We start from the raw sequence: 12,532 nt of genomic DNA, 5'->3' as shown, positions 1-12,532 counted from the left end.
CCCATGATGCTCCATCGCCGCGCCCTGTGGGGCCTCGCCGCGGCCGGCCTGACGGCGCGGCGGGTTGATGCTCAGGAGATGGCTTTCCCGCGCCAGCAGGTGCGCATCGTGGCGCCCTTCGCGGCCGGCGGTTCCTCCGACCTCGTGGCGCGGCTGATGGCACAGCAGATGCAGATCGCCACCGGCAAGCCCTTCGTGGTGGAGAACCTGCCCGGCGGCAACGGCGTGGTCGGCACGCTCGCTGTACTCAACGCGGCGCCGGATGGGCATACCCTCCTGCTGGGGACGACTACCACCCTCTCCGCCAATCCGCATCTGCTGAAGCAGCCCCCCTATGACGCGGCGCGCGACTTCACCCTGGCCTGCGCGATCGGCATTTCGGCTGGCTGCCTGATGGTAGCGACCGCGAGCCCATACCGCAGCTACCAAGACTTGGTTGCGGATCTCCGCGCCCATCCCGGCCGACGCAATTCAGGATGCTTCAACGCCTCCTCGCGCATCCCGGCGGCGCTGTTCAAGCGCATCGGCGGCCTGGATTTCGAGGAGGTGTCGTACAAGAATTTCGGCAACGCTATCGGTGACCTGCGCACCGGCCTGATCCACTTCGTCTTCCTAGACATGGTCGCAGCCGACCAGTACCTCGCCTCAGGAGAGTTCCGTGCACTCGCCGTGACCATGCCGCGGCGGGTTTCGCGCTGGCTTAACATCCCGGCAATGACCGAAGTGATGCAGGGTTTCGAGACGGGCGGCTACTGGGGCATCGCGGCTCGCAGCGCGACGCCCCCGGCCCTGCTGCGGCAGATCAACGGCCTGGCGACCGCCGCGGTGCAGTCAGAGGCGGTGGCGCCGCGATTGCGGGCGATGCTGGTTGAGCCGGTGGCGATGGATCTCGAGCAGACGGCCGACTATGCCACCGCCGAACGGGAGAAATGGGGCCGTCTCATCCGGCTTGCTGGGATCGAGCCGGAATAGTTGTTGTCTGCTGCTCGGGTTTCTGCGGTCGTTGCAGCTGCCGCGCGATGTAGCGCTGGCAAAAGCGTCACGCCGAGCCGAGCGCCGCTGGCTAGGGCGATGAAAGGCAGGGTGATGGCCCCAACCTGTGCGAAGCCGTCCGGTGCCGTCACCTACTGGATTGGCCAGGCGACGGTCAAGAGAGTGCCTGAGTGCAGTGCAGCGGATCTGGAGCCAGAACTCGTCTCAAATATCTCAGGCGTTGCGACCATCGAGCAACCAACGTGGCATCGTCCTGAGACACATCAGAGGCATATACGCGCCAAGTCATCATACGAAGGAGCCGCGCGATGTTTGAACGCCTCTGCCTCTGCTGTGGCAACGCATCTCACCCTGCCAAGTCTCAAAGTCGGCGCGGAATCCTAGCGAGCGGGATGGCAGCTACGTTTGCTGCTATCAGCTTGAATTGCTCAAGCTCGCAAGCAGCCCAGCCTACGACACAAACCTCACTAACGCCCGATCAGGCCTTGGCTGTGCTGAAGACCGGCAACGCCGAGTACCAGCACGGCACGCACTACATTCTTGCACACGGTCGCCAACGTCGAGCCGAGCTGGCCAAAGGCCAGGCGCCGTTTGCTGTACTGGTTGGTTGCTCCGACAGCCGTGTCCCGCCCGAGCTGCTGTTCAGTCGTGGTCTCGGAGAGCTATTTATCGTGCGCAATGCCGGAAACACGGTTGATACCACAGCACTGGGCAGCATCGAATACGGCGTTGGCGTGCTGGGCTGCCCGCTGGTGGTCGTGCTGGGTCATGAGGGTTGCGGCGCCGTCGCTGCCGCAATGCAAGTTGTCGAAGGCAACGGCACCTTTCCCGGTGTGATCGGTGAACTGGTCCAACCCATTGTCCCTGCTGTGTTGGCAGCCCGCCATGAGGATGGGAAGATATCTTTGGATGATGCGGTGGTCGCCAACGCCCGCAGGGTCGCACGCCGTTTGCACACACAAAGTCCGGTGTTGCAGGCAGCAATCAGTCAGCAAAGGCTGAAAATTGTCGCGGCGCGCTATGATCTCGACGATGGCGACGTCAAGTGGTTCGAAGACGTTTAGTCGAAGGCGGTGATGTGGTCGGAACGGCAAAATAGTCCAGTTCAGGCGTAAGTTTTGCGGACTTTCGAGGTGGCGCAGCGAAAGTGATCTGGAGGCATTGTCAACTTGCGCTAAACCGAAACGGAATTTCGCAACACTGGCTATCTGACAGGCCGCGTCTCAACTGCCGCATTGCGCGTTTTGCCACCCCGACGATGGAAAATTGTGGTCATTTCGGATGACGTTCGCCAAGTTGACAATGCCCGTCGAGGGCTTCTTCTCAGCGTTGAGCCGAAGGCGCCTGCGACAAGGCGTATTCCAATCCGTCGCCGATCTCGAGCAGGCCATCGCCCGCTACATCCGTGAGCACAACGCCACGTCGAGCCCATTCGTCTGGACCAAGCCCGCCGACCGCATCCTCGCCAAGCTCGCGCGGCTGCCTCCACCTTCCGAATGAGTCACCGCACTAGCTCGTGCAGGCGGGATGCTGGGTGGTCGGCGATGCGGGCCAGCACGTCGGCGAGCCAGGCGCGCGGGTCGACGTCGTTCAGCTTGGCAGTGGCGATCAGCGAGTACATGGCGGGGCCTTGGTGCACAAATTGCGATCTGTGGCTCCAGCGAAGCCTGGGACGGGAGTAAGGGGTCGGTTTCCCCATCTTTTGGATGATCGATGTCCTACAAGGCCAATGAAGCGCGCCGCCACAAGATCCCCCGAGCGCGCTACCGAGTGACCAACTGGCCAGAGTACGACAGGGCGCTCCAGCAACGCGGCAGCCTGACGGTGTGGGTCACGCCGGAGGTCTTGGCAGCTTGGCATCCGCCCAAAACGGGCCGGCGGGGCCGGTCGCGCACGTACTCGGATCTCGCGATTGAGACCGGGCACCTGCTGCGCCTGGCGTTTAGCCGGCCCTGGCGACAGACCGAAGGGCTGCTGCGCTCGCTGGCTACCCTGCTCGGCCTGGACGTCGGCGTTCCCGACCACACCACGTTCTCGCGGCGCAGCCCCGGCCTGTCACTCGCCAGGTCGCTTGCGGAGGCCCAGAGGAGCGGTCCTGTTTACGTCGTCATAGACGCGACGGGGCTGAAGGTGTACGGCGCCGGCGAGTGGCTGACCGAGAAGCATGGCGAGCGTAGCTAGCGAACCTGGCGCAAGTTCCATCTCGCGGTCGATCCCAACAGCGGTGAGATCCTCGCCTCCGAGCTGACCACCACCGAGGAGGGCGATGCCGCCTTGGTCGGCCCGTTGCTTGGGCAGATCACCGGCCCCATCGCCTCGGTCATCGCTGACGGTGCGTACGATGGCGAACCCATCTACCGCGCCGTGGCCGGGCACCAGCCTGACACGCCCGCGGCGGTGATCATCCCACCACGTGCCAACGCGGTGCCGAGCCAAACCGCCGGCACCACGCCCACTCAGCGCGACCAGCATATCTGGATGATCCAGAACAAGGGACGCTTGGGCTGGCAGAAGTCGGTCGGCTACAGCAGGCGCTCGCTCGGGGAAACCGCCATGTTCCGTTACAGGACCATCATCGGTCGTAGTCTTCGCGCCCGCACTCTGCCTGCCCAGAAGACCGAGAGCCTGGTCGCCTGTTCGGTGCTCAACCGAATGACACGGCTCGGCATGCCGGTATCGCAGCGGATCGCCTGACAGATGGCGAAAGCTGCCGCCCCACGGCCTTCAGTCGATTTGTGCACCAAAGCCTCTTGCCAGAGCTTACCGACGCTGCCCTCGCTCGGTGCTGATCGGGATCGAGGCGGCGATCAGGATGGCAGGCTCGGGCGCAGCGACCGTCGGCGAGCTGGAGCGGCGGCTGAAATGCCGGTGCGGCGGCCGCACTACACTGCGCATTGCAGTGGGTAACCGGATGCCGGAGTGGATCCAGCGCGAGGGCCGGTTGCCGCAGACGATGGGTGTCGTGGTCAGCTAACTCTTGCCTGCTGCCCGATTGCGATAACGCCCGTGCCGCGCCCGTCCTTGCTATCAAGGGGCAGACGTTTGTTCGGGCGGAGGGGGACTTGGATGGATAAAGGCATGGACTACCCCGACGAAGCCGCTTTTGACGCCGAACTAAACCGGCTCACAAGCATCTGCATCCGCATCGTAGTCGCTGCGAAGAAGGAGGGCATCGAGGTTGGGATGATGGCGATGCGCGCAGCCGAAACGGGGCTTTTAGCTCCTGAGGACTATGAGATCGTCAGTCGGGTGTTCCTGGCGAAGGATTGAGCCGATAACCCCCGGCAGCGACAGGTTTCTTGTAGTAGGTGGCCGAACAATCCTCACAAGGAATGGGCGCACACCCATGGGCCGGGACGGGCATTGGCCATGCACTCGAATTGAGTTTCAGAAACTCAGGCCGGTTGTTCCCCCAGGGCAGCCGGCCTTTTCCTTGCCCGCAGCCCAATTGCGGCAGCGCCAGCTCCCTTGCGGTAAACGGGATCAGGCGTGTCGGTCGAGAAATTCCATCACCAAGAGGACTGGATCAGCGCCGCCGTCCCGCCTCAATCAACTTTTTCGATAGAACCCGCCAAGCGCAACAATAGCCCTAAGCATGCCAGGATCGAATCAACCAACTCACTTCTGAGCAGAAGTGTGTATTTATTTTTGTTACTTAACGAAAAACTATTTGGTTGTCAACAATACGTAAACGAAATTGCGCCACACTGTACACCCCAGCATTTTCTGAAAATCGAGGATTTGGTTAGTATGTTTGGAGTTAAAAATAAGCGCGGTAGCTTAGAAAGCAAGCTCATGGCATTGGACATGGTGCGCGCAAAAATCATGATAGCAGATGATGATCTGAACATCATTTATATGAATTCCTCCGTCTTCGCGCTCATGCGTGAAGCTGAAGCCGACCTTAAAAAAGAACTGCCGCGCTTCAACGTCGACACTCTTATCGGCAGCAATATCGACATCTTTCACAAAGATCCCACACATCAGCGTCGCATGCTGGCGGGTTTAGAGAAGCAGCATAGTGCCACCATTAGTGTGGGCACTCACATGTTTGACCTACTTGTCAGCCCTCTTCGTGATGGAAACACACGCCTCGGCTATGTTGTAGAATGGGCAGATGCAAAAGAGCGTTTGCTTAATTTCGACTATGCGGCTCAGTTGAAAGCAATCGCTCGCTCCCAGGCCGTGATTTCGTTTAAGCCCGACGGCACCATCTTGGATGCCAATGAAAACTTTCTTCAGACAATGGGGTACTCACTCGACGAAGTCGTTGGGCAAAACCACAGCGTATTTGTTACGGCTGAACACCGTAACAGTGGTGAGTATCGTGCATTCTGGGACAAACTGAGGAAAGGTGAATATCAGGCGGCACAATTCAGGCGAGTAGCCAAAAGTGGCAAATCAGTATGGATTGAAGGCTCCTATAATCCCATCTTCGATGAGCGGGGCCGGGTTATGAAAGTGATAAAATTTGCGACCGATGTAACAGATCAAATTTCTTTGCTGGCTGACCTCAAATCTCTGATCGACATTAACTTTGGAGAGATTGATGGCGCTATCGAATCGTCAACTAGTGAAGCATCATCAGCTGCACGAGCTGCTGAAGAGACCTCCGGCAATCTTCAAATGGTTGCCGCAAGCGCGGAACAGCTTGCTGCATCGATAGCAGAAATATCCCAAAATATGGCTAAATCTCGTACAGCGACAGTGGCTGCGTCTACTCAAGCAGCGGAGAGCAGCGAAAGCACGCAACGCTTAACTGCTGCAGCCCATGCTATGACCGGCATCGTAGGCATCATTCAAAACATCGCTGGCCAAATCAATCTTCTCGCTTTGAATGCAACCATTGAAGCAGCGCGGGCAGGCGATGCGGGGAGAGGGTTCGCTGTGGTAGCCTCCGAAGTGAAAAATCTTGCTAATCAAGCAGCGAAAGCGACAGATCAAATTTCCAAAGAAATTGAGGACATACAAGCCACCTCGACGGCTGTGGCCGAGGCACTGACTGCAATTCGATCTGCGATCGACGGTGTGTGCGAACATGTCAATGTTACTGCCTCTGCAGTTGAGGAGCAGAGCGCCGTCACTTTAAGCATGTCGACAAACATGCAAAGTGCCTCAAATGCCGTTCGGACCGTCACCATGAACATGACGGGAATTGTCTCGGCTGTTTCTCAAGCCGCTGGGGCGGTTGCAAAAACAAAGGATGCAGCAGTGGTACTTGCGCGATAAGCCTCCTGACTTTACCTTCAAAGAACCCATTTAGGCAGCTTCGCCCTAAAAGTCTGAATGCGGATAAGCCGGCCTCTTCGGGTCGGCTTCGGTACGTAAGGCAGTGCGTCGGCTGAGCCTCACCATGTTGGGCCGATGTTTCGCACCGGCCTACGTGGCAGTGTCGACCTGCCTCTGCCTTCGGCTTGCCGTGCTCCCCGCCCCAGCCGTGGTGACGGCTGGAATGCCTTGGCATTTTTGTTGCGGGGTCGGCGGCTTGGGCCTCTTCGGGTAGGATAAGGCCGGGGCGCGTCCCCTTTACCCTCCGGGGGCCGGCCTCTTGCCTTTCAAAACGAACGCCGCTCGGCGCCACCATACTCCCAAGCAGAAGCACCGGGTCACCAGCTGGGCCGAGTACGATGCCGGCCTGCGCGCCCGCGGCAGTCTCACCGTCTGGTTCACGCCGGAGGCGATCGAGGCCTGGAAGGCCGAGCCACGCACCGGCCGGGGCAGGCAGCCCACCTACTCCGCGCTGGCGATCGCAACCGCCCTGACGCTGCGGGCTGTGTTCCGCCTGGCGCTGCGCCAAACCGAAGGCCTGATCGGCGTCCGGGGCAGTGCCCCGAACTCTGCAGTTGCTTGGCCTCGACCTTACCGTGCCGGACCACTCGACCCTGAGCCGTCGGGCTGAGACGCTCGAGGTAATGCGGCCGCGCTGCGGGCGTAAGCCGGTGGGCCTGTTGGTCGACAGCACCGGACTACGGCTGTGCGGTCCCGGCAGCTGGCTGGAGAAGAAGCATGGCAGCAAGCGGCGCCGAGCCTGGAAGATGCTGCACCTCGCCACCGATGCCGACACGGGCCAGATCGTCGCCTCGGTGCTGACCGACAAGGATGCTGACGACGGCTCGCAAGTCGGTCCCTTGCTCGACTAGGTCGATGGTTCGGTGGCGGCCTTCATCGGCGATGGTGCCTACGACCGGGACGATGTCTATGCCGAAGTCGCGGCGCACCATCCCGACGCGGCCGTGGTGGTCCCGCCACGCTCGAGCGCGGTGCCGAGCGTTGCGGCCGAAACCGCGCCGACGCAGAGGGATGCGCACCTGCAATGTATTGCCGAGCGCGGCCGTATGGGTTGGCAGCGCGCATCGGGCTATAACTGGCGTGCCCTGGTAGAGGCCGACATCTCCCGGTGGAAACGCGTCATCGGCGACGGGCTTCGCTTGCGAACGGATGGGCGACAGGCAACCGAGGTGGCCATCGCCAACAACGTGCTGAACCGAATGCTCGAGCTTGGGCAGCGGGAATACGTCCGCGTCGCTTGATCGCAAGCGCGGGCAGGGACGAATGCGTCCAGGCCCCTGACCCATGCAAAACGCTACCGCAGGTACGAAAAAGCCCGCCTTCCCCAAAGGCGAAGGCGGGCTTGAACGAGACCATACCGGCAAGAGTGTTCTACTTCCCCCACGTTATTCAACCTAAAATAGGGCGCGCGGTTGCATGGCTCTGCTGGTTGATTTTGCCGAACAAGAAGATGCCCGCCCCCTGATGGCAGGGGACGGGCACAAGGCATTGTGGATCCAAGGGCGTGAGGTCGCTGCCTAGACCTCACAATCATACAACTCAAAATAATCCATTGCGTTTCATGTACCCGTTTAAGTTGCAAGAAAATGCAATGTCTTGCTTGTCGCGGGTGAGCCAGCGGCATCGTCACCGAGCTGCGTCAGTAGCCTCCTCCTTGTTGTGCAAGGTGCGGGAGCTGGTCAGTCCGGATAGGTCGGGGTGGGCACCGGTAGCCTAACAGGGCGCCAAGCTGGCGGAGGATCAGGGCTGCGGCTTCCAGCCCGCAGTACTGATCCTCTGCCAATGCCGCACCTGCACCATCTTGTTGCATGGGTCAGCGGCCTGAACACACTGAGCCCTGCTTGCACTTGCGATCATGCGATCCGGATGTACTCCGGCCGCCCGAGCTCGAGCATGTGGTTCAGCACCTTGGCAGCGATGGCCACCTCGGTCGCTTGCCGCCCATCCGTCTGAGAGCGCAGCCCGTCACCGATGACCCGCTTCCATCTCGAGATGTCTGCCTCCACCAGAGCGCGCCAGTTGTATCCCGACGCACGCTGCCAGCCTATGCGCCCGCCCGCCGCAATACATCGTAGATGTGCATCCCTTTGCGTTGGCGCGGTTTCGACGGTGCCGCTCGGCACCGCATTCGCGCGCGGCGGGACGATAACAGCGGCATCGGGATGTCGCGCCGCGACCTCGGCGTAGACGTCGTCCCGGTCAAAGGCACCATCGCCGATGAGGGATGCAACGGGACCGTCAACCCGCTCAAGCAAGGGGCCGACCTGCGAGCCGTCATCGGCATCCCTGCTGGTCAACACCGAGGCGACAACTTGGCCTGTGTCAGCGTCCGTGGCGAGGTGCAGCATCTTCCAGGCTCGGCGCCGCTTGCTGCCGTGCTTCTCCTCCAGCCATCCGCCGGGACCGCACAGCCGCAGCCCGGTGCTGTCCACCAGCAGGTGCATAGGCTCGCGCCAGCAGCGCGGCCGCGCCACCTCCAGCGTCTCGGCTCGACGGCTGAGGGCGGAGTGGTCCGGCACCGCGAGGTCGAGGCCCAGCAGCTGCAGAATGGAGCCGATCAACCCTTCGGTCTGGCGCAGCGCCAGGCGGAATACGACACGCAGCGTCAGCGCAGTTGCAATCGCAAGGTCCGAATACTTCGCTTGGCCACCCCGGCCAATGCGTGCTTCGGCGCGCCACCCGTCGATCGCCTCGGCCGTGAACCACACCGTGAGACTGCCGCGGGCGCGCAGGCCGGCGTCGTACTCAGCCCAGTTGATGACCTTTTGGCGCTGTTTGGGGATGTGGTGCCGGCGATCGGCATTGGCCTTGAACGGCATGGCAGGCGTCCCTCACGGCTCGAGGGCTCGCCTCTACGTCAGCCTACTCCAAGGCACCCGACCCGACGACACATGCAACAAGATGGACCGGCTACGCGACGGATGCGGCGGAGCTCGCGATGGGCGGTGCGCTCAGCGGCACCTTCTCGCTTTTACGCAAGCCGATCGACGCGAGAGCGCTGTCTGATCGGGTGGCAGTGCTGCTGGAAGCGAGGCAGGCAGATAGGAAGGTGCGAAACGTCGTGCCTGAGTGACGCTGCTGGACAAGCAAAACTACCTAGACGAGCACGGTGAAGCACGTTCCGGGTCCCTTGGCGGAGCCCACCTCCAGCTCGGCCCCGATCCGCTCGAGCATGGCCCGGATCACTCGCATCCCGAGCCCGCCATCGCCGCTCCGCGGCCGAGTGGCCCAATCCGATGGCAGCCCGCGCCCGAAGTCGCACACTCGTACCGCCACCCCCCCGTTCGGGCGCGACCTCGCGCTTACCTCAACCCGGCCCGGCTCGCCAGGCCCGTAGGCGTACTTGAGTGCGTTCGTGACGAGCTCGGTCGCCACCAGCGACAGCGCCACCGCCGTCTGGCTCGGGACAGTCAGCCCGGGTTCAGCCTCGACCTCCAATCGCTGCGCCGCGCCGGCCACGCCGGCTTCAAGGTCGCCGCAGAGCCGGCGCAGCGTCTCGCCAAGGTCGACGCTCTCGATGTCCGCCGATTGCTGCAGGCTGTCGTGCACGCGCGCTACGCTCATCACCCGCGCGTAGGTGTCCTCGAAAGCGGTTCGAGCCGCCGGATCAGTGACGGTGCGCCCCTGTAGCCGCATCACCCCCGCGACGATCTGCAGCGAGTTCTTAACCCGGTGGTCGATCTCGCGGGCCAGCACCTTCTGCTGCTCCAGCGCCCGCGTCAGCGCTTCACGCTCCGCGCCGAGCTCGGCGATGCGCCGGACCTGGCGCAGCACGACGCCTTCCATCGTTGCGGCGAACACCCTGGCCGTGCCGACCTGCCATGGCGCCCATGGCTCGGCCCGGCCGCGGCGTTCCTCGATCCAGCGCTCGAAGGAGCGCCGCGGCAACACGGTGCCGGTCGCGGCATCGGCCAGTACCGGCTTGCGAGGATCGCCGCCCCACACCACGGTCGAGGCCACCTCCGGACGGAACCACAGCAGGGCGTGGTCGGGCTCCTCCGCCTCCCCGTCGACCAGAACTGCGAGCAACCCGCTGGCCTTCGCACGCCAAGCGGCGGCTGAGGCGTAATGTTCCGACAGCTGACCCGTGGCGAACACCCGCTCCCCGGCGGGTAGGGACTGGCGTAGCCAGTCCACTAGGCCAAGGATGGCGTCTGGCGGCGGCGTGGCGCCTACGGAGGCAACCCGTCCACCGGCTACTATCGCTGCCCCGCCAGCGCCGAAGAGGTCCGCAAGCGTTACCCCACCACCCCGACCGTCGCCGGAGGTGAGCGCCACAACCAGGTCCTCCGAGGCCGCCACCCTGGCCAGCAGCGCGTTCCGCGCGCTGAGGGAGTGCTGCTGCTCCGCCCACAGCCGTTGGCTCTCGAGTTCGTGGATCCGCAGTGCGAAGCCGTCCGTGACCAAGCCGGCGAGTGCTCGGGTCTCGGGTGTGACATAGTGCGGTCTGCGGTGGTGCCCGATGACGAGCCCCCAAAGTGCGCCCTCCACCAGGATGGAAAGCGACATTGAGCCGTTCACGCCAAGGTTCCGCTGGTACTCGAGGTGGACGGGCGAGAGGGCACGTGACTGGGCGAAGCTGAGGTCGACCGACTCATTGGCCATGGTCGGCTGCCCTCGCACGGCCGCGGGAACGGCGTCTCGGTCGACCACGAAGCGGGCCGGGCTCTTGGTGTAAAGCGCTCGCGCCTGCGCCGGGATGTCGGAAGCAGGGAACCGCAGCCCGAGCAGCGACTGCTCCCAGTCGGCCACCTTGTCCTCCGCGATCGCCTCGCCGTTCCACTCCGGGTCAAAGCGATAGACCAGCACCCGCTCAAAGCCGGTCATCGCGCGGACCTCGCGCGCAACCACTGCCGCCGCCTGGGCCAGGGAGCCCGCCGCGCGCAGGCGAGAGACGGCGTCCTGCGCTTGGAGCGGGGTGACGGCGCCGAAATCCTCAGGGCGCTCGGGCACACGCTCCAGCTCGACGACGAGCCGGCCGTCGTACAAGTGCACCGCCACCAGGAACGGCGCCTCCCACGGGCCAAGCCTCACCGAGCGCCGCAGCGGACGGGCGGGGTCCGCAAGAGCGTCAGCGGCGAGCGCCTCCCGGATTGCGGCCGCCAAGCCCTCTGGCAGTACCCCGGCGAGCGGACGCCCGACAATCGAACCCGGCCCAGCACCGCCGAGGGCATCGGCGGCGTTGTCGCTGCAGGCCCTGACGGGAAGGTCCGGCTGCCCTGGATCGCAGGCCAGCATGACGGCATGCGGCTGCACCGCGCCGGCAAGGTGGATCGGCTCCCGCTCGCAAAGGCTCGAGTCAACGGGCTCAGCCCGGGCACGTCGGGCGACGGCCTCGAAAGCCGCCTCGGCAGCCAAGCGGTGCCGGCTTGGTGGCACAGTGCCAACTGGGCGGATCACGATCCAATAACGGTCTGGCTTGCGCGCCTGGAGCAGCCGCACTTCGACTTGGATGGGGCGCGGCTCGAAGCCGAAGGTAAAGTGGAGGCACCCATCGAGCGCTCCGCGCCGCACGCCCTCGAGAAAGCGGCCGCGGAAGGCGGGTAGGTTGGTGCAGGGCGCGACGTCCCGGAAGAAGTCGCGCCCGACAACCGCCTCGGCGGATCGGCCCGAGATGCGGCTCTCGGCGGCGCTGTAGAAGACCACCCGCCCCGTCCCGTCCACCTGAACCACGCCGAAAGAGAGCGCGTCGAGCTCGTCATGGCTTAGGTCATCGAGCCGCGCGACGACGTCCTCGTGGTCGGGTTTGGCATCAATTCCGTCCTGCTGCAGGGGCATACACACACCGTCCCACTATCACTTCGAGTTCTGTCGCCGTTCTGTTTGCTGGACCGGGCCCATGCCATGCGTGCTTTCGGCTATCCGCCGTCAACCGGGTTGTCCCGCATCGTTGCGGCTCTTCAATGGAGCGTGTGATCATGCTGCTGCCTTTAACTCCCAAATAGGGAGGAAAGCGGTTATAAAAGGCTTACCGCCTTTGGGGCTGGCTCACCTCCGTGAACGTACATGACGATCGAAGCTACGGCTGAACTGGGTCGACTGCAGCTGTAGCGCTAACTGGGTAGAAGCGAACGGCGGCTGACGGGGCTAACCTGTCCCACGCGGGTCTCATCAGAGATGAGGCTGCGCTTCGGGATGACAGCCGAACTTCCGTGATGGGAGGGAAGCGGGCTTAAAGGGCAGTCTCTTCTGCTACCGCTTTGCGCCTATGGCGAACCTCCGGTGGTGGTGCCTGCCCCTTTGAAAGCGC

General features: G+C 63.2%; 7 protein-coding genes and 4 pseudogenes. 8 read left to right on the top strand and 3 right to left on the bottom strand.

What is annotated here, in order from left to right:
* The first annotated feature begins 3 nt into the window (after positions 1 to 3).
* The 3 genes and pseudogenes from LH62_RS26770 to LH62_RS26765 form a co-directional block, all read left to right on the top strand.
* Complete coding sequence (locus tag LH62_RS26770; protein ID WP_043367235.1) at positions 4 to 972, top strand: tripartite tricarboxylate transporter substrate binding protein; 969 nt, start codon at positions 4 to 6, stop codon at positions 970 to 972.
* Between the two features lie 329 nt (positions 973 to 1,301).
* Positions 1,302 to 2,057, top strand: a complete 756-nt coding sequence (locus tag LH62_RS29820) for a carbonic anhydrase (protein ID WP_082012969.1) — start codon at positions 1,302 to 1,304, stop codon at positions 2,055 to 2,057.
* A gap of 241 nt (positions 2,058 to 2,298) precedes the next feature.
* Positions 2,299 to 2,493: pseudogene (locus tag LH62_RS26765) on the top strand (IS630 family transposase); the annotation flags it as partial.
* 1 nt (position 2,494) lies between these two features.
* Here the strand turns inward: LH62_RS26765 and LH62_RS29815 are convergent.
* Positions 2,495 to 2,614 (bottom strand): annotated as a pseudogene (locus LH62_RS29815) (transposase domain-containing protein); the annotation flags it as partial.
* Positions 2,615 to 2,706: 92 nt separating this feature from the next.
* Here LH62_RS29815 and LH62_RS29810 point away from each other — a divergent pair.
* The 5 genes and pseudogenes from LH62_RS29810 to LH62_RS28800 all read left to right on the top strand — a co-directional run bounded on the left by LH62_RS29810 (position 2,707) and on the right by LH62_RS28800 (position 7,523).
* A pseudogene (locus LH62_RS29810) lies at positions 2,707 to 3,687 on the top strand (IS5 family transposase).
* Positions 3,688 to 3,775: 88 nt separating this feature from the next.
* Entirely contained in the window at positions 3,776 to 3,967 is a 192-nt protein-coding gene (locus LH62_RS26745) for a hypothetical protein (protein ID WP_043367230.1), read from the top strand.
* Between the two features lie 104 nt (positions 3,968 to 4,071).
* Entirely contained in the window at positions 4,072 to 4,263 is a 192-nt protein-coding gene (locus LH62_RS26740; RefSeq protein ID WP_043367229.1) for a hypothetical protein, read from the top strand.
* Positions 4,264 to 4,482: 219 nt separating this feature from the next.
* Positions 4,483 to 6,222: a PAS domain-containing methyl-accepting chemotaxis protein gene (locus tag LH62_RS29805; RefSeq protein ID WP_236552705.1), complete on the top strand. Its 1,740-nt coding sequence runs from the start codon at positions 4,483 to 4,485 to the stop codon at positions 6,220 to 6,222.
* 319 nt (positions 6,223 to 6,541) lie between these two features.
* A pseudogene (locus LH62_RS28800) lies at positions 6,542 to 7,523 on the top strand (IS5 family transposase).
* 612 nt (positions 7,524 to 8,135) lie between these two features.
* On the opposite strand, the gene LH62_RS26720 reads toward LH62_RS28800, so the two are convergent.
* Positions 8,136 to 9,101: an IS5 family transposase gene (locus tag LH62_RS26720; protein ID WP_043367225.1), complete on the bottom strand. Its 966-nt coding sequence runs from the start codon at positions 9,099 to 9,101 to the stop codon at positions 8,136 to 8,138.
* A 277-nt stretch (positions 9,102 to 9,378) separates the two neighbouring features.
* Complete coding sequence (locus LH62_RS26715; RefSeq protein ID WP_052215130.1) at positions 9,379 to 12,060, bottom strand: histidine kinase dimerization/phosphoacceptor domain -containing protein; 2,682 nt, start codon at positions 12,058 to 12,060, stop codon at positions 9,379 to 9,381.
* Positions 12,061 to 12,532: the final 472 nt, after the last annotated feature.

The organism is Belnapia sp. F-4-1 (assembly GCF_000802185.1).
In the GTDB taxonomy this organism is placed as follows: Bacteria; Pseudomonadota; Alphaproteobacteria; order Acetobacterales; family Acetobacteraceae; genus Belnapia.
This window is presented reverse-complemented; position numbering and strand designations above follow the sequence as displayed.